Origin of the sequence: Bradyrhizobium zhengyangense (assembly GCF_022012555.1) — a bacterium.
GTDB lineage: Bacteria > Pseudomonadota > Alphaproteobacteria > Rhizobiales > Xanthobacteraceae > Bradyrhizobium > Bradyrhizobium zhengyangense.
This window is the reverse complement of sequence record NZ_JAKLTZ010000011.1, coordinates 1-24,039: the sequence shown is the minus strand read 5'-3', so window position 1 is coordinate 24,039 and position 24,039 is coordinate 1. Positions and strand designations below refer to the sequence as shown.

Sequence of the window (24,039 nt, the reverse complement as noted above, 5' to 3'; positions counted from 1 at the left end):
CTCTTCGAAGCGCCCCGGAATGACAGCATGAATCACCCAAACCGGTGCTGATACCGGTCCACCGTCAGCGCGCTCACATCCACCTCCGGCTTCTTGCCCGAGAGCATGTCCGCGAGCACGCGCCCCGAGCCGCAGGACATGGTCCAGCCGAGCGTGCCGTGGCCAGTGTTGAGGTGGAGGTTGGCGTATTGGGTCGGGCCGATCACTGGCGGGCCATCCGGCGTCATCGGGCGCAGGCCGCTCCAGAACGTCGCCTTGGAGAGGTCGCCGCCGCGCGGAAACAGATCGGTCAGGGAGTGATCGAGCGTGGCGCGGCGGGCGCCGTACAGCTTGGTCGAGAAGCCCGAGATCTCCGCGGTGCCGCCGACGCGGATGCGATCGCCAAGGCGCGTGATCGCGACCTTGTAGCTCTCGTCCATCACGGTCGATTCCGGCGCGCCGGAGGCGTCCTTGATCGGCACCGTGATCGAATAGCCCTTGACCGGATAGACCGGCAGCGCGATGCCGAGCGGCGCGGCCATTCGTGACGAATAGCTTCCGAGCGCGAGAACATAGCTATCGGCCTGCAACATCCCGGCGCTGGTCGCGACACCGCTGACGCGTCCGCCATCCGTGACGATACGGTCGATGCCGGTATTGAACATGAAGCGCACGCCGAGCGCCTCGGCATGCTTGGCCAGCGCCTGCGTGAACATGTGGCAGTCGCCGGTCTCGTCCTGCGGCAGGCGAAGGCCGCCGACGAATTTTTCCTTCACACCTGATAGCGCCGGCTCGACCGCGATGCAGCCTTCGCGGCTCAACGTCTCGTAAGGCACGCCGTATTGCTTGAGCACGGCGACGTCTTCGCCGGTGCCGTCGAGCTGCGCCTGGTAGCGGAACAGCTGCAGTGTACCTTTCGAACGTTCGTCATATTGAACGCCGATGTCGCGGCGGAGATCACGCAGAGAATCGCGGCTGTACTCCGCGATCGGAATCATCCGGCTCTTGTTCACCGCGTAGCGCGCACTGGTGCAGTTGCGCAGCATCTTGAGCAGCCAGACCCACATGACAGGGTCGAGCTTCGGCCGGATCACTAGCGGGCCGTGCTTCATCAAGAGCCATTTGACCGCCTTCACCGGCACGCCGGGGCCGGCCCATGGCGAGGAGTAGCCTGGCGACACTTCGCCGGCATTGGCAAAAGAAGTCTCAAGCGCCGGCTCGGGCTGACGATCGACGACCGTCACCTCGTGGCCGGCACGGGCGAGATAGTAGGCAGAGGTGACACCAATGACACCGCTGCCGAGGATCAGAACTTTCACGCTTGGTCAAACTCCCGCGGCATCACGCTCGCCGCTGCATCATTGCTGCAAAGAGCAATTATCAGGCCACCTTCTTGATGGCGTCGCCAAGGATCGAGACGATCTGGTCGATGTGGCTCTTCTCGACGATGAGCGGAGGCGACATCGCGAAGCTGTCGCCGCTCATGCGCAGGTAAAGGCCGGTGTTGAAGCAGTCGACCATGACGTCGTAGCCGCGCGCGCCGACGGCACCCTCGCGCGGAGCGAGCTCGACCGCGCCCATCAGGCCGCAATTGCGGATGTCGACGACGTTGGGCAGGCCCTTGAGCTGATGCAGCGCGTCGCGCCAATATTCGGCCATGGTCGCACCGCGCGTCAGCAGGCCCTCGTCCTTGTAGATGTCGAGCGTCGCGATGCCGGCAGCGCAGGCGGTCGGATGTGCCGAATATGTATAGCCGTGGAACAGCTCCATCTGGTTCTCGGGGCCGACCATCAGGCCGTCATGCACCTTGCGGCTGGCGAACACCGCGCCGCAGGGAATGGTGCCGTTGGTGATGCCCTTCGCCGTGGTCATCAGGTCCGGCGTGACGCCGAAGAAATTGGCGGCAAACGGCGTGCCGAGGCGACCGAAGCCGGTGATGACTTCGTCGAAGATCAGCAGGATGCCGTGCTTGTCGCAGATCTGACGCAGGCGCTGCAGATAGCCCTTCGGCGGCGGCAGCACCGCGGTCGAACCCGGCACCGGCTCGACGATGACGGCAGCGATGGTCTCGGCGCCGTGCAGGCCGACCAGACGCTCGAGATCATCGGCGAGCTCGGCGCCGTGCTCGGGCTGATCCTTGGCGAAGGCGTTGCGGGAAAGATCATGGGTGTGGCGGATATGGTCGACGCCTGGCAGATGCGTGGCGAAGGCGCGGCGGTTGGCGACCATGCCGCCGACCGACATGCCACCGAAGCCGACGCCGTGATAGCCGCGCTCGCGGCCGATCAAGCGGGTGCGGCTCGACTGGCCGGTGGCGCGATGATAGGCGAGCGCGATCTTCAGCGCGGTGTCGACCGACTCAGAGCCGGAGTTGGTGAAGAAGATTCGGTCGAGGCCCTTCGGCGCGATCTCGGCAAGACGCTCGGCGAAGTCGAACGCCAGTGGGTGGCCCATCTGGAAGGTCGGCGCGAAGTCCAGCGTCATCAGCTGCCGCTCGACGGCGGCGGCGATCTGCTTGCGGCCATGACCGGCATTGACGCACCAGAGGCCGGCGGAGCCGTCGATCACCTTGCGGCCGTCGACGGTAGTGTAATGCATGCCCTCGGCCGAGGAGAACAGGCGCGGCGCCTTCTTGAACTGGCGATTGGCCGTGAACGGCATCCAGAACGAGTCGGTCTTGATAGTGTTCGGAATCTGATGAAGGGTCACGGGCCACGCTCCTTTGCTGACGGCATAGCAGAGCCACGGCTTCGATAGCGCAACAAGTCCTTTTCTGGTGACCTGCAAGCCATTGATTTTCCTGGGGCAGCCGGTCCATATTTGCGCGATCCGCAACACTTGCAACAGGGGCCAGAGGCATGAGCGTCGACATCGGTGGACGGCTGCGATTCATCCGGGCCCGCCAGAAGCTGTCGCAGCGGGAGCTCGCCAAGCGCGCCGGCGTCACCAATTCGACGATCTCACTGATCGAATCCAACCAGATGAACCCGTCGGTCGGCGCGCTCAAACGCATCCTCGACGGCATCCCGATGGGGCTCGCCGAGTTCTTCGCATTGGAGCCGGAGTCCAGGCGCAAGATCTTCTACCGCGCCGAGGAGCTGACCGAGGTTGGCAAGAAGCCGATCTCGTATCGGCAAGTCGGCGACAATCTGTTCGGCCGCAGCCTGCAAATCCTGAAAGAGTGCTATGAGCCCGGCAGCGACACCGGGCGCGTGCACCTCGTCCACGACGGTGAGGAAGGCGGCATCGTGATATCAGGCAAGCTCGAAGTCACCGTCGAGGACGAGCGGCGCATCCTCAATCCCGGCGATGCCTACTATTTCGAAAGCCGCCGCCCGCATCGCTTCCGTTGCGTCGGCGGCAAGCCGTGCGAGGTGATCTCGGCCTGCACGCCACCGACGTTCTAAGGCGCGATCGCGACCTCCGCAATCATACGGAGCACCGGCATCTTACGGAGCTTGAGCCAGCTCAATTTCCGCGGACCGAGCCGCTATATATTACGAGATGTAGCCGAGCAGCCTCGCGCAAAGGTGCTGAGGTTATGGCCCCGGACTCCTAGGCGCTCCGGGGCCGCTTCGTAACAGGGCTCGCGATGAAGACCACCCTCGCCAATGCAGAAGCTGCGCTCGACGAAGTTCAGCGCGATACCAGAAAGCTCCATTCTCGGGAGCTGCGCGCGGCTATCGAGAAATACATCGAAGAGCAGAGAGAGCAGATCAAGGCACTCCGCCGGATGATGAACTGATCCGGCCGCCAGGGCGGACGCGACGTCACGCGGCCTCCTGAACCGGAAGGATGCAAGCGGCGACCAAGGAGCAGATCCGAACCTGCTTTGACCACGAGCCGCCCATGTCCAGGCCTGTCCGCCTCGCGCTGCTTGCAGCCGCGTTGCTCAGCTCCGCCACTGCCGACGCGATGGACGATTTCATGCGCGCCAGCAGCAGCGGACCGCTGGCGATGACGTTCTGCGCGAAAAACTCCGACGGCAGCAAGATCGAGGGCGGCGCGAGCAAGTTTTGCAAGGCCAACGGCTACGACAAGCACGTTGCTGCGGTCGAGGCATCGTTTGCGGCGGCCATCGCCAAGGCACCGGCAAACGTTCGGCCCCTGTTCAAGCGCGACCAAGTCTGGTTCAACGAGATGATCCAGGAAGCCGCCTATACCGTCGAGGAAGCCGACGAGGCCGAGCTGCGCCAGAACATGACCAACGTGCTGCGCCAGCGCGCGACCGTGCTGGATGACCTCGCGCGCGGCTTCGGTCGCAGCGGCCTGACCGGCGGCTGGGCCAACGCCTTTGGTGGCATCACCGTCGCGGCGACCGAGACGGGCAGCTATCGTCTCGATGCGGAGCTGAACTCCGATTATGGCAGTGACAAGCATTGGCACTGCACGCTCACGGCAAACGTCAAGGCCGGCGCAGACGGCTGGCTCGCAGGCGTCACGGTCCCGACACAACCATCCGAGCCCGGCGCAAAACCTGCCGATCCGGTTTCGATCAAATTGCGGCGCCAAGGCGACACGCTCCGCGTGGTGATCCTGGCAAGCGAGGAGCAATGGTCGTTCTCCAACGATCCGGATTGCGATCGCCTCGGCCAGGTGACCGGCACCTATTTCGCGAGCGCCAAGCAGAATGGGACCGACAAGATCGATACCGCCTTCGTGTCTCCGACGTTCGACTGCACTCGCCCTGAAACGGCGACCGACGAGGAAATCTGTGCCGACCCGGATCTGGCCGCGAACGACCAGCGGCTGAACCGTGCATGGAAAGCGCTGTTGCCGCGGCTGGACGAAGCAACGCGACGCGGGTTGACGGACGACCAGCGCCACTGGGTGAGCGCCCAGTCTCTGCAATATCCCGAATTCCTGCATCCCGCATGGGAGAAGCAGACATCGGCGATGCATTACACGGTGTTTGGACGCGACCGTCTCGACAGCCTGCAACGCGAGCGCATCGCGCTGCTCGAAGGCTTCGACGACAAGCGCGCCGGCCTCGCCGGCACCTGGCTTGCCTATAACGCCGTCATCAGGATCACCGTGGACAAGGACGGTTCGGTCGACGCCCAGGGATGGAAATGGTCGCAGGCTGACTGGAAAGGCGGCTGTGACTACGAGATCAGCGGCGACATCAAGGGCGGCACGTTCCAATCAAGCGAGCAGCGCAAGAACCCTGATACGCTCGAACGCGACCATGGCATGCTCGTCGTCAACCGGCTCGACGACGTTTTTGCCAGGAAACGCGAGGGCAAGAACGACAACGCCGACGACGAAGCGAAATGCAAGCGCAACACCACGATCTCCTCGACGGCACGGCTGTTTCCGGCAAAGCCGTCCGAAGACATCGACAAGCCGACGAGTGCGATACGCTAAAACGCGATGAGATTCTGGTGAATCATCATCGCGCTTTGCGGCAGCATCGATTGTCGGACCTCAGCGCTGCGTCAGCAGCTCCTCGATCCTGATCGGGAAGCGGCGCACCCGCACGCCGGTCGCATGCCAGACGGCATTGGCAACCGCGCCGGCACTGCCGGTGATCCCGATTTCGCCAACACCCTTGATGCCGAGCGCATTCACATGCGGATCGTGCTCCTCGACCGTGATCACATCGAGCGGCGGCACGTCGGCATTCACGGGAATGTGGTACTCGCCGAGATTGGCATTCATGATCCGGCCGCTGCGGCGGTCGGTGATGGCTTCCTCGTGCAGCGCGAAGGACATGCCCCAGATCATGCCACCGAACAGCTGGCTCTTCACCAGATGCGGATTGACGATGCGCCCCGCCGCGAAGGCGCCGACCATGCGGGTGACACGGATCTGGCCAAGCTCGGGATCGACCTTCACCTCCGCGAACACCGCGCCATGTGCGTGCATGGCATACTCTTCCATCGCCGCCGGGTTCGGTGCGCCGGTACCGCGCGCCTCGACCTCGGCAACGCCGGCGCGCGCCAAGATCTCGCTGTAGCTCTCGCTGCGGCTGTCGTCGTCCCGCCGGATCAAGCGGCCGTCGCGCGCGATCACACCGGTATTGCCGGCGCCGAACAGCGGCGAGCGCTCATCATTGGTGGCGAGGTCGGCGAGCTTTGCGATCACGGCCGCACCGGCGCTGTGGATCGCAGCACCCGCGGTCGCCGTGTGTGCCGAGCCGCCGGCGATGCCGGCATCCGGCAGGTCGGACGTGCCGGCCTTGAAGTTGACGCTGTCGATATCGAGGCCGACCGCATCGGCCGCGATCTGGGCCAGCGCCGTCCAGGCGCCCTGCCCCATATCATGCGCGCCGATTTCCATCGCGCCGGTGCCGTCACGGCGGATCGCCGCGCGCGCTTCAGCCTGGAACATCAGCGCGGGGAACGTCGCGGTGCCCATCCCCCAGCCGACCAGCAGTCCGGCATCGTCGCGCATCTGTCGCGGCCGGAGCGAGCGCTTCGCCCAGCCGAAACGCGCCGCGCCCTGATCGTAACAGGCACGCAGCGCTTTCGAGGAAAACGGTTTTCCGGTGATCGGCTCGACCTCGGCATAGTTCTTCAGGCGGAAGGCGAGCGGATCCATCCCGCAGGCCCAGGCCATCTCGTCGATCGCACTTTCCAGCGCGATCGAGCCCGTTGCCTCGCCCGGCGCGCGCATGAACAGCGGCGTGCCGGTGTTGACGCGCACGGCGTCATGCGAGGTGCGAATCGCAGGCGCCGCATAGAGCGTGTGCGAGGCATCAGCAGCCGGCTCGTAGAAATCGTCGAACGTGCTCGACACAGTGCGCGCGTGGTGATCGAGCGCGGTCAGGCGACCTTCGGCATCAGCCCCAATGCGCAAGCGCTGACGCGTCGGCGCACGATGACCGACCGGGCCATACATCTGCTCACGGCGCAGCACCAGCTTGACCGGCCTTCCGACCAACTTTGCCGCCATGATGCCGAGGACCGGAGGACCGGCCATCAGCCCCTTCGAGCCAAACCCGCCGCCGAGGAACGGGCTGCGGATGTGGATCTTGTCATGCGCAATGCCGAACAGCTCGGCGACGCGCGCCAAGGACAGCATCAATCCCTGGGTCGGCATGTCGATCTGAAGATGATCGTCGTTCCAGTGAGCTACGATCGCATGCGGCTCCATCGCATTGTGATATTGCGCCGGCGTCTCGTAAGTCGCATCGATCTGCTTGTCGGCTGACGCAAGGCCTGCTGCGACATCGCCGTGATGATTCTCCGAGGGATTGCCGACGCCAACGACGGGAGGCACGTAACTCTTGCCGGAATCGAGCCCGACCAGCGCGGGCAGCGTCTCGTAGCGAGGCGCCAGCAGCACCGCGCCTTCCGTCGCCGCCTCGAGTGTCTCGGCGATCACGACGGCGATCGGCTGGTTGGCGTAGCGGACCTCGTTGCCCTGCAGCACCTCCATCCGGAACACGAACGGATTGGTCTTGATTTCAGGATCGATCGCAAGCTGCGGCTTGTGATCCGGCGTCATGACATCGACCACACCCGGATGACGCTTGGCAGCAGCGGCATCAAGCGAGGTGACTCGGCCATGCGCAATGCTGGAGACGGCGATCACCGCGAACAACATACCGGGCGGATGATTGTCGGCGGCGTAGGTCGCCTGCCCCTTGACCTTGAGCACGCCGTCGCGGCGCGTCAGCGGCTGGCCGATGCTCGAGCCGTGACGAAGATGCGCGGGAGCGCTGGTGAGATTGAGCTCAGGCATGAATGGCTCCAGAGGTCGAAGCAAAGGGAGATGCCGGCAGCGCGGGGATGCGCGCGGGCGTCCCGGCAGCGGCAAGGGTCAGCGCGCGCATGACGATGCGGCGCGCCAGCTCGATCTTGTAGGCGTTGTCGCCGGACGGTTTTGCGTCGGTCAGCGCGCGCCAGGCGGCTTCCTGGAAGGCATCTGCGGTGGGCGCGACGCCTTTGAGGACATCCTCCGCGGCCCGGGCACGCCACGGCTTTGCTGCAACACCGCCGAGAGCAAACCGCGCATCTGCGATCTTGCCGTTCTCGATCCGCAACGCTGCCGCAGCCGAGACAATGGCGAACGCATAAGACGTCCGCTCGCGGACCTTGAGATAGCGCGCATGCGCGGCAAACCCGCGCGCCGCGGGCGGCAGGCGCACCGCGACGATGAGGTCGCCGGGCTCGAGCGCAGATTCACGCTCGGGCGCATTGCCGGGCAAGCGATGTAGTTCGTCGAGCGCGATCTCGCGACGACCGTTCTTGCCTTCGATCTCAACGATGGCGTCGAGCGCGACCAGCGGCACGCAGAAGTCTGAGGGGTGCGTCGCGATGCAGCTGTCGCTCCAGCCAAGCACGGCATGGGTGCGGTTCTCGCCGTCTCGGGCGTCGCATCCGCTACCGGACTCGCGCTTGTTGCAGCGGCTGGCGGTGTCGTAGAAATACGCACAGCGCGTCCGCTGCAACAGATTGCCGCCCACCGTCGCAGCGTTACGCAATTGCGCAGACGCGCCGGAGAGCAGCGCTTCCGCGACGGCCGGGTAGGCCTTCGCAAACTCAGCATCATGCGCAAGATCGGCATTGCTCACGAGCGCACCGACCCGCAACGACCCGTCCGCGAGGCGCTCGATTCGATCGAGCCCGTCGAGATGGGTGACGTCGACCAGCCGGTCCGGACGGCTGATATTACCTTTCATCAAATCGAGCAGATTGGTGCCGGCGGCAAGATAGACAGCGCCCGGCTGGGCGGCGGCGGCAACGGCTTCGGTGACCGTCGCGGGCCTGACATAAGCGAACTGTTTCATGCGGAGCGCCTCTGGTTGGTTTCGTCGGCACCGGCCTGAGCCTCGAGCACGGCATCGACGATACCGGCATAGGCGCCGCAGCGGCAGAGATTGCCGCTCATGCACTCGCGGATGCGTTCGGGATCATTGCCGGCCTGGGCTTCCCGCATCATGCCGATGGCACTCATGATCTGGCCGGGCGTGCAGAAGCCGCACTGGAATCCATCATGGGCGATGAAGGCGGCCTGCACGGGATGAAGCTGGTCGCCTCGAGCGACGCCTTCGATGGTCAGGATGTCGGCGCCATCATGACTGATGGCGAGCGCAAGGCAGGAATTGATACGCTTGCCGTCAACGAGAATGGTACAGGCGCCGCACTGGCCGCGGTCGCATCCTTTCTTGGTTCCGGTGAGATGCAGGCGCTCACGCAGGAGATCGAGCAGCGTGACGCGCGGATCGTCGAGGACGAAGTCGCGCCGCGCACCGTTCACGGTGAGGCTGATGGAGTGGTTCATAAAGGGCTCCGATCAGATATGGACATGGCTCATCGTTCGGCGCGCCACCGCCGTGGTCGCCGTCGATATCGCGCCAGCGCGGACATGTTCCGGCCGACACCCGCGAAGATACGGAGGCACCCTCCGTTTAACAAGGGCCCCCCGAAAATATTTGGAATTCGTCAAAAGCCCGTGGGCTGACAACGCGATGCAGCAGGCTCGGGGTTCAATCTAACCAATTCGTGATCTACATTGCCTGATATGGACGACCACACCGACCATGCCCGAAAACCCCGCGCCGATGCCGTGCGCAATCGCGAACGCGTGCTCGAAGCGGCCAAGCTCGTGTTCAACGCGGGCGGCCCGGAGGCGAGCCTCGAGGCCGTGGCCAAACGCGCCGGGCTCGGCATCGGCACCCTCTACAGGCATTTCCCGACGCGCGAGGATCTGTTCGAGGCGGTGTACCGGCGCGAAGTCGAGCAGCTCAGCGAGTTCGCCGAGCAGTTGAAGAACGCCAAGGACCCGGTCGATGCGCTCAGGCGCTGGCTCTGGTCAGGTGTCGAGTTCGTTGCCACCAAGAAGGGCATGGTCGCAGCCCTGGCACTTGCGGTGCAGAGCGGGTCCGAGTTGCATGCTTTTTCCTTCGAGCGCCTGACCAAGGCGGTCGGCTCGCTGCTCGATCGCGCAGTCGCAGCCGGCGCAATGCGCGCCGATATCAGTCCCGAGGATTTGCTGCGCGCGTTCTTCGGCATGTGCTACATGCACGACCAGCCCGGCTGGCAATCCTCGGTGCTGCGGATGCTAGACGTATTCGTAGACGGATTGCGCGTGCAGCCCGTCGCAAAGGCCAAGACACGTACCAACACGCGCACAGCCAAACCGGCGAAGGCGGCGGTGAAACGGAAGCGGTAGCACGTCCGTATTTCCCCAGGTCGTGCTAGCGTCAGTATCGCCGGGATATCAACGCGGAGCCTGTCATGCGCATTGCAGCCTTGGTCGTCGCCCTCACCATTGCCCTGAGTCCCCTCGCCGCGCGCGCCGACGATGTCTCGGCGGCACAAGACGCGATCCGCGCGCAGGAGCAGGCCTTCATCCATGATGATGCGAGCGCCGCCTATTCCTATGCCGCACCGGCGATCAAGCAGATCTTCCCCGCACCCGATATTTTCATGTCGATGGTGCAGAACGGCTACGCGCCGGTGTACCGCCACAAGAGCTTTGAGTTCGGCGACAGCAAGACCGAGGGCAGCTCGATTGCCCAGCGCGTCCACATCATCGATGCCAATGGCGAAGCCTGGGAAGCGCTCTACACGCTGGAGCAGCAAGCGGACGGAAGCTACAAGATCACTGGCTGCTCGCTGCTGAAGGCGGGACAGGCGGTTTAAGCCGCCTCGAGCATCAAGGACATCACGGTCGCGATGGCACCCAAGGTGATGGCCGTGTCGGCGACGTTGAAGATGGCGAACGACCAGGTCCCGTAGGAGAGATGGACGAAGTCGATCACCGAGCCGATCCGGGCGCGGTCCAGCAAATTGCCGAGCGCGCCGCCGATGATCAGGGCCAGTCCAGTGGCCAAGATCGGCTGTCGCGCCGGCACGCGGCGAAGCCACCAGGCCAATAATCCGCAAGCGAGGAGCGACAGGCCAACCAGCGGCCAGCGCTGCGCATCGCCGGCGAGCCGCAGGAAACTGAACGACACGCCTTTGTTGTAGGACAGCAGAAAGTCGATCGACGGCAATGCGCCGGACGCGAGAATGATCATCGGTCGATCCGGCTCCAGTAAACCGACGGCGAGCTGCTTGGTGCCCTGATCCAGCAGCACGACAACAATGATCAGCCAGATCCACCGGCGTGACGGCGCCAGCGGCATGGTCAAAGTGTTCCGGTCTGCATCGATACGACCTCGCGCCGACGGTGCGCGGCTCAAGTCGCGAAGCCGGCCCCTGCTCTTGCCGTGTTCATGCGCGAGCGGATCAGCAGCGTCAAGACGATGCTGACATTGAGGGCATTCCACGCGACGCCGTTGGCGAACGCTGCGCCGTAGGATCCGGTGGCATCAAAGATGATGCCGGACACCCAGCCGCCAAAGGACATGCCGAACACGGAGGCGAAGATCACGATGCCGACGCGGGTTGCGGCTTCACTCGCCGGCATCGCCTCCCGCACGATGATGGCGTAGCTCGGCACGATGCCGCCCTGGAACAGGCCGAACATCGCGGAGATCAGATAGAGCGAGGTGAGGCTGTCAAAGAATAGATAGAACACGAGCGCAAAGCCTTGCGCCAGCGAGCCGAGCAGCAGCGTACGGATGCCCCCGATCTTGTCGGCGAGATAGCCCGAGCCAATGCGGCTGACGATGCCGCAGGCCATCATCAGCGACAGCATCTCGGCGCCCCGCGCCACGCCGTAACCCAGATCCCCGCAATAGGCGACGATATGCACCTGCGGCATCGCCATGGCGACGCAGCAGGAAATACTGGCGATCGAGAGCAGCACCGTCAGCGTGTTTGTCGAGAGCTTGAGATCGACGCGCGGCGGCGGCGCGTTGGCGTGATTGCGGACCTTGTCGTCGCCCATCTGCGCGCGCAGGACCAGCACCAGCATAGCCATCAGGCTCGCACAGACGAGGCCAATACCGATGTGAGTGGTGCGCCAGCCCACCGTACTCATGCCGTAGCTCACGATTGGCGGCCATATCGTGCCCGCGACATAATTGCCGCTTGCCACGATGGTCACTGCGAGCCCGCGATAACGCTCGAACCAGTGCGAGGCCTCCGCCATCAAAGGGGCAAAGGTCGCCGAGGTACCGAGACCAATGAGAAAGTAGGCAGCCACGAACTGCCAAAGCTGCGTCGACAGCCCGGCCAGTACGTTAGCGATGCCAAGGAAGGCGATACTGATCGCCATCGCCGGCACGATGCCGAAGCGGTCGGTGATCTTGCCTGCAATCACGCCGCCGAGGCCGAAGCCGAACATCATGAGCGTGAAGGCGAGCGACACCGCGCCTCGTGTGGCAGCGAATTCGGCCTGCACCACGGGAATCACCACGACCACAGCCCACATGCCGACGCTGCCGATCGAGCCGATCACCAGTGCGAGCAAAAGCCGCACCCAGGCCTGACGCGAGTCAGGGGCGAATGAGTCTGGTCTTTGTCCTGGATGATTTGGCGCGTGCACGGCCGGACCATGGCCTGTGGATCGCGACACGGTCAAGCAACGTGGCGATATATTGGGCATGCGTGGTGCGCTGCGGTAAGAAGGAGCTTGGCGAACGCGCGTTTTGCCACTAGTTTGCAATCAGCGTGAGCAACCTTGCCGCGCGAGGAGCATATCGGCGGAATGTTGTTGCGGTTGACGCGACCAATGCGGATCAGGGTGGGACGGATCATCGCCCTTGCCTATCTGCTCTGCGTGCTCGCGCCGGCGGGAGGCCTCGCTTGGGGCACCGGTCCCGCGCCATGCCTCGACGATACGCTCGTCGCCGACCTCGTGCCGGTGCATCAGCAGATGGCGAGCCATCTGCATGGTGATTCCTCGCACGAACATGCGGGAACCCATGCGCATCACCAAATTGCGGCAAAGGACGCACCCGCTCCGCATAACCATGGCGGCAAGGGAACCGTGGGTCCTTGCTGCGCGATGATGTGCGTCAGCGCGCTGCCAGCCGATCTGCCCAGCGTTGCCACACCGGTCCGGCCGACCTCGACCTGCGCGCCCGAGATCGTGGCCAGCCTGCACAGCACTGCGCCGCCCCAGCACTACCGTCCCCCCATCGCCTGATCTGACGCAACGACGTCGGTTCGAGCGCGCGTCTGCGCGCGCGAACCTGTGGTTTCCAGATCAGGGATGAATCATGCTTGCGCTTTTCGGGGCGAAGTCTGCCGCCGCATCTGCGGTGGATGGACGATATTTTCGATTCAATTGGCTGCTGCCGGCCTTCGCCGCGTTGGCGCTGTCCGGCTGCATGCCGGCAACGACACAAGTCACCAGCGCCGACCCCGCCGATCCAGCGGCAAAGGCGGCACGCGTCGGCTATCGCTCGACCATCGCGCCCTACACCAGCCTGCGGCCTGCGGCACCGACACCGTGGCGGGACCGCAACGACGCCGTCGCGCCGCAACCGAAGCAAGACCGGTAGGGGCGCGCCATGGCACATCATCTTGCGCGGGGCCTGCTCATGCTCACCGCGTTCGGACTTTCGTCCATAGGTCTTGCCGGCTGCATGGCATTCTCGCCGGACGGCGGCATGACAACGGTCTCGGACCTCACCAGCCAGACCATCAAGAAGGACGTCGCCTTCGTCCGATCGGCCGAAGGTGCCGAGGCCGTCGATGCAACCGTCCGCCGGTTGCTGGCGCGCACGCTGACGATCGAGACCGCGGTGCAGATCGCGCTGCTCAACAACAAGGGTCTGCAAGCCGCGTATAACGAGCTGGCGTTGGCCGAAACCGATCTGGTCGAGCAGAGCCTGCCGCCCAACCCCGTGTTCTCGATCTCGCGCATCGGCGGGAACGGGGCGAGCGAGGTCGAGCGCCAAGTGGTCGGCGACATCCTCGCGCTGGCGACGCTGCCGTTCCGCTCCGACATCGCGCGCGACCGCTTCCGTCAGGCCCAGTTGCGTGCGGCACTGGCGACGTTGCGGCTCGCTGCCGACGTGCGCCGCGCCTATGTCCGCACAGTTGCCGGCAGCGAGATGATGGCGCTGCTCACCGACGCGAAGGCGACGGCGGAATCCACCGCGCAGCTTGCAGTCAAGCTCGGTGAAACCGGCTCGCTCAACAAGCTCGACCAGGCCCGCGAGCAGGTGTTCTACGCCGAAACCACCGCCGATCTCGCGACGGCGCGCCAGGCGGCGACGAGCGCGCGCGAAAGACTGGCGCGCCTGATGGGACTGTGGGACGACGGCCTCGACTTCCGTCTACCCAACGCGTTGCCGTCGTTGCCAGGCCGGCCGCAGGCCCTGCCCTCGATCGAGGCCGATGCGGTCGCTCATCGCATCGACCTGCAGATCGCGCGGCTCGAACTGACGGCCCTGGCGAAGTCGTTGAACCTGACCGAGGCGACGCGCTTCGTCACGCTGCTCGATCTCGCCGGCATCTCCCGCCGGACCCAGGATCCAGAAGGCGCCCCGTTCCGCGAACGCGGCTTCGACGTCCAGTTCCAGATCCCGATCTTCGACGGCGGCGAGGTGCGCGTGCGGCAGGCGGCGGAGACCTACAATCTCGCTTTCAACCGCCTGACCGAGCGTGCCGTGAACGTTCGCTCGGAGGCGCGCGATGCTTATCGCGCTTACCGATCGACTTACGACATCGCCAGCCACTACCAGCGCGAGATTTTGCCCTTACGAAAAATCATCACCGAGGAGATGCAGCTGCGCTTCTCCAGCATGCAGGTCGACATCTTCGCGCTGCTGACCGAGGCACGGCAGCGCCTCGCGTCGCTGCGCGGCGCAATCGACGCCAAGCAAAGCTTCTTCCTCGCCCAGTCCGAGTTGCAGGCCGTCGTCAATGGCGGCGGCACGCCTGCGTCCGGCGGCGACAGTCCCACCAATATCGCCGCGGCAGCGCCTGCCGATGGCGGTCACTGACATGGAGACCAGCATGTTTTCCCGCCGAGGATTTTTGGGCACCGCCGCGCTCGTCAGTGCGTCAGCCGTCAGCGGCCGCGTCCAGGCCGCGTCGATTCCGGAAGCGCCCACCATGGATAAGGTGGTGATGCAGCCGCCGCTGCACCCGATCAACGGCCCCGACTATCGCCCCGTGGTCACGCTGAACGGCTGGTCGCTGCCGTTTCGCATGAGCGGCGACTGGAAGGAATTCCACCTCGTCGCCGAGCCCGTGGTGCGCGAATTCGCAGAGGGGATGAAGGTGAATTTGTGGGGCTATAACGGCCAGTCGCCGGGCCCGACCATCGAAGCGGTCGAGGGCGACAAGGTCCGCATCTTCGTCACCAACAAACTGCCCGAATACACCACCGTCCACTGGCACGGCATGATTGTGCCGAGCGGCATGGACGGCGTCGGCGGCTTGACCCAGCCGCACATCCAGCCCGGCAAGACCTTCGTCTACGAGTTCGAGATGAGGAAGAGCGGGACGTTCATGTACCACCCGCATTCCGACGAGATGGTGCAGATGGCGATGGGCATGATGGGCATGGTCGTCGTGCATCCGCGCGATCCGAACTTCAGGCCCGTCGACCGCGACTTCGTTTTCGTGATGAGCACCTACCGCGTCGATCCCGGCACCTATCTGCCGCGGGTCAACGAGATGACCGACTTCAACATGTGGACCTGGAATTCGCGGGTGTTTCCGGGCATCGACCCCTTGCCGGTCCGGCTCGGCGACAAGGTGCGCGTGCGCATCGGCAATCTCAGCATGACCAACCATCCGATCCACCTGCACGGCCACAGCTTCGCGGTGACCTGCACCGACGGCGGCTGGATTCCGGAGAGCGCGCAGATTCCCGAAACCACGACCGACGTTCCCGTCGGCGCTGTCAGGGTGTTCGACGTGCTCGCCGACAATCCCGGCGACTGGGCGTTCCACTGCCACAAGTCACATCACACCATGAATGCCATGGGACACGAGGTGCGTACCCTCATCGGCGTGTCGCGCAAGGATCTCGCCAAGGCCGTCGGCAAGCTCGCGCCCGACAGCATGGCGATGGGTTCGACCGGCATGGCGATGGGCAACATGGAGATGCCGGCGCCCGACAACACGTTGCCGATGATGACCGGCAACGGCCAGTTCGGCCCGATCGAGATGGGCGGCATGTTCACGGTGATGAAGATCCGCGAGGGCCTCGCGCGCGACGATTACCGCGATCCCGGCCCCTATCAATTCCCGCAAGGCACCGTCGCCTACGAGGTCGCCTCGCCCGCGGCGGAGCCTCCACGGCAACCGGCGGCGCCGATGCCGAAGATGAAGATGTAGCCGAGCGTTTCCATGAACTACCAACCGGAGACTACAATGAAGAAGACGATCGAACTCGCTCTCGTGCTGGCCGCGCTCTCGGCCGCACCCGCCCTCGCGCACGAGGGGCGCGACCATCACGGCTTCTCGGCCGGCGAGCCCGGCGATCCCAACAAGCCGGCGCGCACCATCGAGATCGCGTTGAGCGAGATGTCCTACGAGCCATCGAAGATCGACGTGAAGCGCGGCGAGCAGATCCGCTTCGTGTTGCGCAATGTCGGCAGGGAGGATCACGAGTTCCTGCTCGCCACACCCAAGGAGAATCTCGCCCATGCCGAGGTGATGAAGAAGCATCCGCACATGGAGCACGACGATCCGAACGGGGTGCGGCTCGCGCCGAACAAGACGGCCGAGATCGTCTGGAAGTTCACCAAGGCCGGTACCTTCGAATTTTCCTGCCTGATCCCCGACCATCGCGACTACGGCATGGTCGGCCACGTCACCGTGAAATGAAGCCAATGGAGACATCAATGAAGCCAATCATCCGCATCACCACCGCAGCGCTTGCGCTGACGCTGGGCCTGACCATCAGCGCGCTGGCGCAAGCCGCCTCCATCAGCGGTGAGGTCAAGAAAATCGACGAAGGTGCCGGCAAGATCACGCTCAAGCACGGTCCCGCCAAGAGCCTCGGCATGGATGAGCCCATGACCATGGTCTACCGCGTCAAGGATCCAGGCATGCTCAAGCAGGTGAAGGTCGGCGACAAGGTCACCTTCGAAGCGGAGGAGGCCCCGTCGGGGTACATGGTGACCAGCATGCAGAAGGCGAAATAGGAGCATCCCCTCAACGGTCATTCCGGGGCGCGCCTCTTGGCGCGAGCCCGGAATCCATTTCCCCACAACACCTGCGGCACGATGGATTCCGGGCTCGATGCTGCGCATCGCCCGGAATGACGGCCGGAGGCCCCGAAATACCCCGGCCCGACCTCTTCCCGCCCCCCCTCCGTTAACCCTTTGCTAACCATAAACCCGGCAAGAATTGCCGGGTGAAGTCGAGTGTCGTCAGCCGCGTAGAACGGGAGCCCCCGTGGACGCCAGTGCGGTGCCTCACTTTCGGACCGGCGGCCCATCGGCCGCCGCGCAGACGTTTGGGGCGCGCGGACGGCAGTCGCGCGGGGAGGCAGCTACCATGGTCGACGTCACCGCGGGACAGGGCGTAGGCAACACGAAGGCCGGCGTTCCCACCCTCTCCGAGATCGTCAACATCCTCAAGCGCGGCGACATCGCGCTGGCGCTCGGCATCCTCACCATCCTGGTGGTGCTGATCCTGCCGCTGCCCGCGATCGTGCTGGACCTGTTCCTGGCGATCTCGATCACGCTGTCGATCCTGATCCTGATGACGTCGTTGTTCATCCAGGCGCCGCTGGAATTCTCCGCCTTCCCGACCATCCTCCTGATCTCGACCATGCTGCGGCTGTCGCTCAACATGGCCTCGACCCGCCTGATCCTGTCGCACGGGCACGAGGGCACGGATGCGGCTGGTCACGTCATCGAGGCCTTCGGCAGCTTCGTGATGGGCGGCAATTTCGTCATCGGCATCATCGTCTTCGCCATCCTGATCATCGTTAATTTCGTCGTCATCACCAAGGGTTCGGGCCGTATCGCGGAAGTCGCCGCGCGCTTCCACCTCGACGCCATGCCCGGCAAGCAGATGGCAATCGACGCCGATCTGTCGGCCGGCCTGATCGACGAGAAGGTCGCCAAGGAGCGCCGCAAGGCGCTGGAGGACGAGAGCGGCTTCTTCGGCGCCATGGACGGTGCCTCGAAATTCGTCCGCGGCGATGCCATCGCCGGCCTCTTGATCGTCTTCATCAACGTGGTCGGCGGCATGATCATCGGCGTCGCGCAGCAGGGTCTGTCCTTTGCCGATGCGGGACGCAGCTACACGCTGCTGACGGTCGGTGACGGCCTCGTCACCCAGGTGCCGGCACTGATCGTCTCGACCGCGGCCGGCCTGCTCGTCTCCAAGGCTGGCGTCTCCGGTGCGGCCGACAAGGCGCTGATGAAGCAGTTCTCCGGCTATCCGCAGGCGCTGGCAATGTCCTCGGCGGTCATGCTGGTGCTGGCGGCGCTGCCGGGCATTCCGACCCTCCCCTTCCTCGCGCTCGGCGCCGGCGCCGGCGTGCTGGCCTGGACCGCGCGCAACCGCAACCGTGCGACGGCCAAGGCCGAAGCCGCTGCCAAGGCCGCGCCAGCGGCAGGTCAGCCCGGAGCGCCGGGCGCAGCTGCGGCCGAGGAGCCGATCTCGGCGGCGCTGAAGATCGACGACCTCAAGATCGAGCTCGGCTATGCGCTGCTGCCGCTCGTCAACGGCCCCGATGGCACCGATCGCCTCACCGAGCAGATCAAGGCACTGCGCCGTTCGCTCGCGATCGAGATGGGCTTCGTGATGCCGGCCGTGCGCATCCTCGACAACGTCCAGCTCGAGGCCAACACCTACATCATCAAGATCAAGGAGGTCGACGCCGGCACCGGCAAGATCTGGCCGAGCCAGTTCATGGTCATGGACCCCGGCGGCAGCCAGGTGCAGGTGCCCGGCATCCACACCACCGAGCCGACCTTCGGCCTGCCCGCGACCTGGGTCGATGCCAGCCTCAAGGAGGAGGCCTCGCTCAAGGGCTACACCGTCGTCGACGCCGCCACCGTGCTCTCGACCCATCTCACCGAGCTGCTCAAGGCTAACATGTCGGACCTGTTGTCCTACGGCGAGGTGCAGAAGCTGCTCAAGGAGCTGCCGAAGGAGCAGAGCGAGCTGGTCAAGGACATCGTGCCCGGACAGGTCACCGTCTCCGGCATCCAGCGCGTGCTCCAGCTGCTGCTCGCCGAGCGCATCTCGATCCGCGACCTCTCGACCATCCTCGAGGGCATCGCCGACTCGCTCGCCTTCTCGCGCAATCCCGCGACCATGGTCGAGCATGTCCGCGCCCGCCTTGCGCGGCAGATCTGCGCGCAAAACACTTCCTATGCAGGCTACCTGCCGCTGATCGCACTGTCGGCGAAATGGGAGCAGGCCTTTGCCGAATCCATCATCGGCCAGGGCGAGGAGCGCAGCCTCGCGATGCAGCCCTCGAAGCTGTCGGAATTCATGACCGCCGTGCGCGAGGCCTTCGAGCGCGCCGCCCGCGAAGGCGAGGCGCCGGTGCTGGTGACCTCTGCGGCAATTCGTCCCTTCGTCCGCTCCCTGGTCGAACGGTTCCGGGCTCAAACAACTGTCTTGTCGCAGGCTGAAATCCACCCCAGAGCGAGGTTGAAAACGGTCGGAAGCATCTGATTTGGCTTAAGAAGCCGTGTGTTTTTTGGCCACAGGCAAATGGTTTTTGAGTTCCTGGCGCCTTGTCGACCAAATGCTGACAAGGCGCCTCACAAGCGCATTACCACTTTGAAATAATTGTAAAATCGAACGATCAAGACCTGCTTTTGATCGCGATCTTTCACGTCCTATCACGCTCTTGTGATGGCCCCTTGGGAACGAATCCCCCCAATACTAGGTTGTTGGGCACCGGAAGCATGAACCTGCCTGAACAGGCTGGCGACTACTTCGGGTAGATGGCGGCAGGAGGCTTCCATGAACCACTCGATCTACAGCGCGGATCGCTCGACCCACCTGAAGGTGGTGGCCGTGGCGCTCGTTGCTGGCATCGCGGTTGCGGGCTTTGGCATATCGGCGCGCACTGGGTCAGATGAAGGCCTCACACAGACTGCTCGCGTCATCAAGGCCGGCAAGCCGGTCGTGATCACCAGTTCGAACGCATCGCTCGTTCGCTAAGGAGATTTTGAGTTTTAAGGAATTCACGCGGCTCTTTACCAGCCCCCCAAAGTCGCCACGTGGATATGTAGACGACCCCAACCCCAAGTCGACTACAGAAAGCGCCCGCCCCCCACGGGCGCTTTCTCATGTCTGGGGTGTAGCGCACCATTCTCTTCTCCCGTGTCCCGGACGCGCCGCAACGCCTCTTAGCGTTGCTTTTGGGCACACCTGCATCAACACCGTCATTGCGAGCGCAGCGAAGCAATCCAGAGTCTTTCCGCGGAGGCAGTCTGGATTGCTTCGTCGCAAGGGCTCCTCGCAATGACGGCGTGTGTGGTGGCGGCGTCGCTCTTTCGATCCGCATCTTCATCGCAGACACACTTTCGCATTCTCGCGGCTCATCTCGCCCGAGCTTTGCTTTGTCGCCTCACCCTCATCTGAAAGAGGGCGCAGGGAAGACCGGGTGCCCGACTGGCACCTGGGGTCCACTGTGCGATACCTAAAAGAAGAGGCTGCACAGCGGCGTACAGGTGAAGCCGAAACATCCGGCCTTCCCTGCGCAGTGGTTTTACGGCTTATGTCGTGCTCTCCCCGGGGAGCGAGGCACTATCCCCGTCGTCTCGCAGATCGCCAATACGAAGGTCCGCTTGGACCACCCGTATCACCACGAGCCTTGACGCACAGACCCGGGCGCCAGGACCACACGATTTTGCCGTACGCAGTCACACCGGTCGTTTGCGCGGATAGCCTTGCTTACGGTTGCCCGCCCTGCAGAGCTGATCGCGCCGACGTGACCCACGTCCACCGCCGTCCGGCCCGCGTCGTGACGATCGCGATACGCCCCTCTTTCATGGGCCGGGTCGCCGCGAAACATACGCCATTTCCGAATTTCGGTAAAGCGGAATATTTTGCCGGCGTATATTGCCCCACGACTAGCGTGTTTTGCCCGACAGCCAACACAAGGGATCGTGGATGTGCCGGCTGCGCCTTGATAACGAATGGCAGTGCGACAGGAGTTCCAGTCTCAGGTGGCAAGGGCGGTACGTGAGATCCCATTGATTCAAATCTTTGGCATTCAGATCGGCTCTGCCGGCGTCGCCATCGTTCATTGATCCATCTCAAATGCCGCCTCCCCCATCGAGATAGGTCTCGCTCACGAGTACGGTCAGCCCCTGCGGGAGGCCATCATGTTCGAGATGTTGCAGCTTGTCGCCAGAACCGACCCATTGCAGCTCTTTCTCGCCGTGCTGATCTTCGATATTCCCCGCTTTACGCTATCGCTGATTTCGCTGGCATTGTTCGGCATGCGCAAGTCAGGCGTCGCGCCGCCGGCCGCCGACGCCACGGTCAGCGTCATCATTCCGACCTTCAACGGCGGCTCTGGTCTCGAACCGACCATCGCTTCGCTGCACCGGCAGACGTTGCGCCCATTCGAGATCATCGTGATCGACGACGGCTCGACCGATCAGACCCGTGCTGTCGCAGAGCGGGCGCGCGCGCTCGGCCTGGTGGATATGGTGATCTGTCACGGCACGCGCTGCGGCCGCAGCCCGGCGATCAACGCCGGCGCCCGGTTTGCACGCGGAGATCTCATCCTGACCGTCGATGCGGATACGGTCTTCGAGCCTCATGCAGTAGCCCAGCTCGCAGCCGCGTTCCACGATACCCGCGTTGCAGGCGCGAGCGGCAACATCGCGCTCGGCAACGAGGCCGATTCGCTCTGGACCGGCCTGCAAAGCGTCGAGTACCTGATGTCGATCAGCGCCGGCCGCTCCATCCTCGACGTCGCAGGCGCGATCGCGTGCCTGTCCGGCGCCTGCGCGATGTATCGTCGCGACGTCTTCCTGCGCCAGGGCGGCCTCGACGTCGGCCCCGGCGAAGACCTCGAATTCAGCTTGCGGCTGCGCCGCCTCGATTATCTCATTCGTTTCGTTCCGGACGCATGGGCGGAGACCGACGGGCCGGCGAGCGGCATCGGCCTGTTGCGCCAGCGCGCGCGCTGGGATCGCGACTCCCTGAGAATTCGGCTCATGATGTACGGCGAACTGAACTTCTTTCATCCGCTCGAAGGGCTCGCGGACACGCTACAAAGGCTCGATTTCATCGTCTTCGATCTCGTTCCGACGTTGGCGCTGCCGTTCTACCTGGCCTACGTCGTTCTGCTGTTCGGTCCGAGCGCTGCCGCGTTCCTTGGCGCCATCTACCTGCTGCTGCTCTGGATCTCGTTTTTCAACTTGGCGCTTGCCTTCGTGATGTTCAATCGGTCCGTCGGCTTCTTTGCTCTCGGCGCGTCGCTGATCTTTCCGTTCTATCAGGGCGTCTATTTGAAGTTCGCCCGGTTCGTCTCCTATTCGTCGGAGATCATATTCGCCACGTCGCGCCACGACGACTTCGTGCCACCGCGGGTTCGTCGAGCTCTCCTCAAAGATCGCATTTGAGTGCACAGGACATGGACATCAAGCTCAATCGTCTCGATCCCAATTTACCCGATCCGGTTGAAAGCCGGCGCCGCGCAGCGGGTCGCGTGGTGCGCTTCGCCTATGCGATGATCGTGTTCGGCGTCCTCGCATTCTTCGTCATCTACTTCGGCGCGCCCTTCGTCTATCTCGGCGGGCCCGGCATCGTCACCTCGCCACGCCAGATCGTGTCGCTGCCCTATACCGTGCAGATCACCAGGATGAACCTGGAGCCCGGCGCGACCGTCAAGGCGGGCGAGGAAATCGCGGAGGTGGTTTCGCCGGAGCAAGACAGCATCGTCTCGACCTATATGCGCGCGCTGGCTGACATCAACGGCCGCACCGCCGAATTGCGTATCAAGGCCCGCGTTGCGCAGGAATCCCTCAACGCCGCGCGCGCTTACCTGCAGGTGACCGAAGAGGCAGCAAAGCAAGTGGACGGCATGACCTCCGCAACTGTGACGTTCCGCATGGAAGTTTTGCGCGAACGCGCCTCTGCTGGCAAAGCCGTGGTCTCCCATGAGGCCGAAGTGGCGGAATCCACCATCCAACTCGCCTCACTGGATGAATTCATTCGTCAGCTGCGCAGCCAACTGGACGAAGCGCAACGGCACTTCGGCCAAGGGAAGGCCTTTGCTCCCACCGCTGGCGTCGTCTCGACCGGCATTGCGCATGTCGGCCAGTCCTTGACGGCGGGCACGTCGATCGCCGAAATCCTCGATCCAACCGATACGTTTGTCGACTGGTATATCCCCAATGAACGCCTGATTGACCCGACCGTTGGCAAAGAGGTGTTTGTCGTGTTCGGCAATCGGCGCATCCCCGGAACGATCGCACAAATCCTGCCAGTCTCGGCCGTGTACACCGGAACGCAAAATCAACTGAGAGACCGCCCCGCGACCCAGATCGCGCGCATCCGCTTCGATCCCGGCGCCTCGGCGCCGCCCCTCAACTCCACGGTCTATGTGCATATGCACTACAGCAGGTTTGCTGCCTGGCTGGGCGGCGCGCTCGTTCGTCTCTTCGGACTGCAGTGAACCGCAGAGCATGCAGATTGAAAGCAACCAGATCGTCTGTCCGGCCTGTGGCGCCGAAGGCCTGCAAAGCTTTCCGGTATTTCATCACCTGATCTGCGCCTATGTCGGGCCGGCGTACGACTTCGAGCTGGGGACTTCAGGATATTCCTGCCCCAAATGTCGCCGCAACATCGGACCGAACGACATGACTTGCGAGATCGTCGGGACGAGCGCGCGCTGCGATGAATGCCGCAGGGAGATGGTGGTGTCGCCTTGAGGGCCGCGCAGACGCGGCCGGTATCTGCTATTCGATCACACCGTCGGCGCGCGCAATGATTGTTTGCAAAATATGCCGAGCCTTTTCGCGGACTTGAGATTGACGACCAGCTCGAATTTTGTCGGCTGCTCGACCGGAATCTCGGCCGGTCGAGTGCCTTTGAGTATCCTGTCTACACAGGCGATGATGCATGAGAGATGTCGTCAAGACCTGATGAACGAGAGCAGGTCGGGGTTGAGGACATCCGCATGCGTCGTGAGCATGCCATGGGGATAGCCGGGATAAGTCTTCAGCGACCCGTTCTTGAGCAGGTTGACCGCACGCGGCACTGAACTTGCGAACGGGACGACTTGATCAGCCTCGCCATGCATCACCAGCACCGG

23 protein-coding genes and 2 pseudogenes are annotated in these 24,039 nt (G+C 63.9%); 16 read left to right on the top strand and 9 right to left on the bottom strand.

Annotated features, from left to right (window positions below; all coding sequences use genetic code 11):
- Window positions 1-32: 32 nt before the first annotated feature.
- Window positions 33-1,298 (bottom strand): D-amino acid dehydrogenase, encoded by a 1,266-nt coding sequence (locus L6639_RS31050; RefSeq protein WP_237865197.1) that lies wholly within the window; start codon window positions 1,296-1,298, stop codon window positions 33-35.
- Between the two features lie 61 nt (window positions 1,299-1,359).
- Window positions 1,360-2,688 carry an omega-aminotransferase AptA gene (gene aptA, locus L6639_RS31045; RefSeq protein ID WP_237865195.1) on the bottom strand — a complete coding sequence of 443 codons (1,329 nt, stop codon included), beginning with the start codon at window positions 2,686-2,688 and terminating at the stop codon, window positions 1,360-1,362.
- Window positions 2,689-2,837: 149 nt separating this feature from the next.
- Between aptA and L6639_RS31040 the strand changes: the two genes are divergently transcribed.
- From L6639_RS31040 to L6639_RS31030, 3 genes are all read left to right on the top strand, one after another.
- Entirely contained in the window at window positions 2,838-3,386 is a 549-nt protein-coding gene (locus L6639_RS31040) for a cupin domain-containing protein (RefSeq protein WP_237865193.1), read from the top strand.
- A 185-nt stretch (window positions 3,387-3,571) separates the two neighbouring features.
- Complete coding sequence (locus tag L6639_RS31035) at window positions 3,572-3,724, top strand: hypothetical protein (RefSeq protein ID WP_164934218.1); 153 nt, start codon at window positions 3,572-3,574, stop codon at window positions 3,722-3,724.
- Window positions 3,725-3,828: 104 nt separating this feature from the next.
- Window positions 3,829-5,346, top strand: a complete 1,518-nt coding sequence (locus L6639_RS31030) for a lysozyme inhibitor LprI family protein (RefSeq protein WP_237865190.1) — start codon at window positions 3,829-3,831, stop codon at window positions 5,344-5,346.
- Between the two features lie 60 nt (window positions 5,347-5,406).
- On the opposite strand, the gene L6639_RS31025 is transcribed toward L6639_RS31030, so the two are convergent.
- From L6639_RS31025 to L6639_RS31015, 3 genes are read right to left on the bottom strand one after another with little or no spacing between them, the layout of a single operon-like run.
- The gene (locus L6639_RS31025) at window positions 5,407-7,668 is read right to left on the bottom strand and encodes a xanthine dehydrogenase family protein molybdopterin-binding subunit (RefSeq protein WP_237865189.1); all 2,262 of its coding nucleotides are present in this window, start codon (window positions 7,666-7,668) and stop codon (window positions 5,407-5,409) included.
- The gene (locus L6639_RS31020; protein WP_237865187.1) at window positions 7,661-8,716 is read right to left on the bottom strand and encodes an FAD binding domain-containing protein; all 1,056 of its coding nucleotides are present in this window, start codon (window positions 8,714-8,716) and stop codon (window positions 7,661-7,663) included. Before L6639_RS31020 ends, L6639_RS31025 begins: the two co-directional genes overlap by 8 nt.
- On the bottom strand, window positions 8,713-9,210 hold the full coding sequence (locus tag L6639_RS31015; protein WP_237865185.1) for a (2Fe-2S)-binding protein: 498 nt from the start codon (window positions 9,208-9,210) through the stop codon (window positions 8,713-8,715). Before L6639_RS31015 ends, L6639_RS31020 begins: the two co-directional genes overlap by 4 nt.
- A 240-nt stretch (window positions 9,211-9,450) precedes the next feature.
- Here L6639_RS31015 and L6639_RS31010 point away from each other — a divergent pair, with 240 nt between their 5' ends.
- Both L6639_RS31010 and L6639_RS31005 read left to right on the top strand, forming a co-directional pair.
- On the top strand, window positions 9,451-10,101 hold the full coding sequence (locus L6639_RS31010; protein ID WP_237865501.1) for a TetR/AcrR family transcriptional regulator: 651 nt from the start codon (window positions 9,451-9,453) through the stop codon (window positions 10,099-10,101).
- A 65-nt stretch (window positions 10,102-10,166) separates the two neighbouring features.
- Entirely contained in the window at window positions 10,167-10,574 is a 408-nt protein-coding gene (locus L6639_RS31005; RefSeq protein WP_237865184.1) for a DUF4864 domain-containing protein, read from the top strand.
- On the opposite strand, the gene lspA is transcribed toward L6639_RS31005, so the two are convergent.
- Window positions 10,571-11,059: a signal peptidase II gene (gene lspA / locus L6639_RS31000; RefSeq protein ID WP_237865182.1), complete on the bottom strand. Its 489-nt coding sequence runs from the start codon at window positions 11,057-11,059 to the stop codon at window positions 10,571-10,573. The genes L6639_RS31005 and lspA overlap by 4 nt on opposite strands.
- Before the next feature lie 53 nt (window positions 11,060-11,112).
- Window positions 11,113-12,300 carry an MFS transporter gene (locus tag L6639_RS30995; protein WP_237865180.1) on the bottom strand — a complete coding sequence of 396 codons (1,188 nt, stop codon included), beginning with the start codon at window positions 12,298-12,300 and terminating at the stop codon, window positions 11,113-11,115.
- Window positions 12,301-12,552: 252 nt separating this feature from the next.
- Between L6639_RS30995 and L6639_RS30990 the strand changes: the two genes are divergently transcribed.
- The 11 genes from L6639_RS30990 to L6639_RS30940 all read left to right on the top strand — a co-directional run bounded on the left by L6639_RS30990 (window position 12,553) and on the right by L6639_RS30940 (window position 23,656).
- Entirely contained in the window at window positions 12,553-12,969 is a 417-nt protein-coding gene (locus L6639_RS30990) for a hypothetical protein (RefSeq protein WP_237865179.1), read from the top strand.
- A 73-nt stretch (window positions 12,970-13,042) separates the two neighbouring features.
- The gene (locus tag L6639_RS30985; protein ID WP_237865177.1) at window positions 13,043-13,327 is read left to right on the top strand and encodes a hypothetical protein; all 285 of its coding nucleotides are present in this window, start codon (window positions 13,043-13,045) and stop codon (window positions 13,325-13,327) included.
- Window positions 13,328-13,336: 9 nt separating this feature from the next.
- Entirely contained in the window at window positions 13,337-14,776 is a 1,440-nt protein-coding gene (locus L6639_RS30980; RefSeq protein WP_237865175.1) for a TolC family protein, read from the top strand.
- Window positions 14,777-14,789: 13 nt separating this feature from the next.
- A complete protein-coding gene (locus tag L6639_RS30975; RefSeq protein ID WP_237865174.1) occupies window positions 14,790-16,121 on the top strand; it encodes a copper oxidase in 1,332 nt (443 codons plus the stop codon).
- A 36-nt stretch (window positions 16,122-16,157) separates the two neighbouring features.
- Window positions 16,158-16,613, top strand: coding sequence for a cupredoxin domain-containing protein (locus tag L6639_RS30970; protein ID WP_237865173.1), 456 nt, complete (start codon window positions 16,158-16,160; stop codon window positions 16,611-16,613).
- Window positions 16,614-16,630: 17 nt separating this feature from the next.
- Window positions 16,631-16,933 carry a copper-binding protein gene (locus L6639_RS30965; RefSeq protein ID WP_237865172.1) on the top strand — a complete coding sequence of 101 codons (303 nt, stop codon included), beginning with the start codon at window positions 16,631-16,633 and terminating at the stop codon, window positions 16,931-16,933.
- 355 nt (window positions 16,934-17,288) lie between these two features.
- A complete protein-coding gene (gene flhA, locus L6639_RS30960; RefSeq protein WP_237865170.1) occupies window positions 17,289-19,430 on the top strand; it encodes a flagellar biosynthesis protein FlhA in 2,142 nt (713 codons plus the stop codon).
- Between the two features lie 294 nt (window positions 19,431-19,724).
- A complete protein-coding gene (locus L6639_RS30955; RefSeq protein WP_237865169.1) occupies window positions 19,725-19,925 on the top strand; it encodes a hypothetical protein in 201 nt (66 codons plus the stop codon).
- Between the two features lie 1,169 nt (window positions 19,926-21,094).
- Window positions 21,095-22,345: a glycosyltransferase family 2 protein gene (locus tag L6639_RS30950; RefSeq protein WP_237865168.1), complete on the top strand. Its 1,251-nt coding sequence runs from the start codon at window positions 21,095-21,097 to the stop codon at window positions 22,343-22,345.
- 11 nt (window positions 22,346-22,356) lie between these two features.
- Entirely contained in the window at window positions 22,357-23,400 is a 1,044-nt protein-coding gene (locus L6639_RS30945; RefSeq protein WP_237865167.1) for an HlyD family secretion protein, read from the top strand.
- A gap of 10 nt (window positions 23,401-23,410) precedes the next feature.
- Window positions 23,411-23,656, top strand: coding sequence for a TackOD1 domain-containing metal-binding protein (locus tag L6639_RS30940; protein ID WP_237865166.1), 246 nt, complete (start codon window positions 23,411-23,413; stop codon window positions 23,654-23,656).
- Between the two features lie 27 nt (window positions 23,657-23,683).
- Here the strand turns inward: L6639_RS30940 and L6639_RS30935 are convergent.
- Window positions 23,684-23,832: pseudogene (locus L6639_RS30935) on the bottom strand (ABC transporter substrate binding protein); the annotation flags it as partial.
- A 27-nt stretch (window positions 23,833-23,859) separates the two neighbouring features.
- A pseudogene (locus L6639_RS30930) lies at window positions 23,860-24,039 on the bottom strand (alpha/beta fold hydrolase); the annotation flags it as partial.

What these genes read in the sequence shown, in the direction of transcription:
- L6639_RS31040 (WP_237865193.1), top strand. Translation starts at nt 2,838, where the DNA reads ATGAGCGTCGACATCGGTGGACGGCTGCGATTCATCCGGGCCCGCCAG.
- L6639_RS31035 (WP_164934218.1), top strand. Translation starts at nt 3,572, where the DNA reads ATGAAGACCACCCTCGCCAATGCAGAAGCTGCGCTCGACGAAGTTCAG.
- L6639_RS31030 (WP_237865190.1), top strand. Translation starts at nt 3,829, where the DNA reads ATGTCCAGGCCTGTCCGCCTCGCGCTGCTTGCAGCCGCGTTGCTCAGC.
- L6639_RS31025 (WP_237865189.1), bottom strand. Translation starts at nt 7,668, where the DNA reads ATGCCTGAGCTCAATCTCACCAGCGCTCCCGCGCATCTTCGTCACGGC.
- L6639_RS31020 (WP_237865187.1), bottom strand. Translation starts at nt 8,716, where the DNA reads ATGAAACAGTTCGCTTATGTCAGGCCCGCGACGGTCACCGAAGCCGTT.
- L6639_RS31015 (WP_237865185.1), bottom strand. Translation starts at nt 9,210, where the DNA reads ATGAACCACTCCATCAGCCTCACCGTGAACGGTGCGCGGCGCGACTTC.
- L6639_RS31010 (WP_237865501.1), top strand. Translation starts at nt 9,451, where the DNA reads ATGGACGACCACACCGACCATGCCCGAAAACCCCGCGCCGATGCCGTG.
- L6639_RS31005 (WP_237865184.1), top strand. Translation starts at nt 10,167, where the DNA reads ATGCGCATTGCAGCCTTGGTCGTCGCCCTCACCATTGCCCTGAGTCCC.
- lspA (WP_237865182.1), bottom strand. Translation starts at nt 11,059, where the DNA reads ATGCCGCTGGCGCCGTCACGCCGGTGGATCTGGCTGATCATTGTTGTC.
- L6639_RS30990 (WP_237865179.1), top strand. Translation starts at nt 12,553, where the DNA reads ATGCGGATCAGGGTGGGACGGATCATCGCCCTTGCCTATCTGCTCTGC.
- L6639_RS30985 (WP_237865177.1), top strand. Translation starts at nt 13,043, where the DNA reads ATGCTTGCGCTTTTCGGGGCGAAGTCTGCCGCCGCATCTGCGGTGGAT.
- L6639_RS30980 (WP_237865175.1), top strand. Translation starts at nt 13,337, where the DNA reads ATGGCACATCATCTTGCGCGGGGCCTGCTCATGCTCACCGCGTTCGGA.
- L6639_RS30975 (WP_237865174.1), top strand. Translation starts at nt 14,790, where the DNA reads ATGTTTTCCCGCCGAGGATTTTTGGGCACCGCCGCGCTCGTCAGTGCG.
- L6639_RS30970 (WP_237865173.1), top strand. Translation starts at nt 16,158, where the DNA reads ATGAAGAAGACGATCGAACTCGCTCTCGTGCTGGCCGCGCTCTCGGCC.
- L6639_RS30965 (WP_237865172.1), top strand. Translation starts at nt 16,631, where the DNA reads ATGAAGCCAATCATCCGCATCACCACCGCAGCGCTTGCGCTGACGCTG.
- flhA (WP_237865170.1), top strand. Translation starts at nt 17,289, where the DNA reads ATGGTCGACGTCACCGCGGGACAGGGCGTAGGCAACACGAAGGCCGGC.
- L6639_RS30955 (WP_237865169.1), top strand. Translation starts at nt 19,725, where the DNA reads ATGAACCACTCGATCTACAGCGCGGATCGCTCGACCCACCTGAAGGTG.
- L6639_RS30950 (WP_237865168.1), top strand. Translation starts at nt 21,095, where the DNA reads ATGTTCGAGATGTTGCAGCTTGTCGCCAGAACCGACCCATTGCAGCTC.
- L6639_RS30945 (WP_237865167.1), top strand. Translation starts at nt 22,357, where the DNA reads ATGGACATCAAGCTCAATCGTCTCGATCCCAATTTACCCGATCCGGTT.
- L6639_RS30940 (WP_237865166.1), top strand. Translation starts at nt 23,411, where the DNA reads ATGCAGATTGAAAGCAACCAGATCGTCTGTCCGGCCTGTGGCGCCGAA.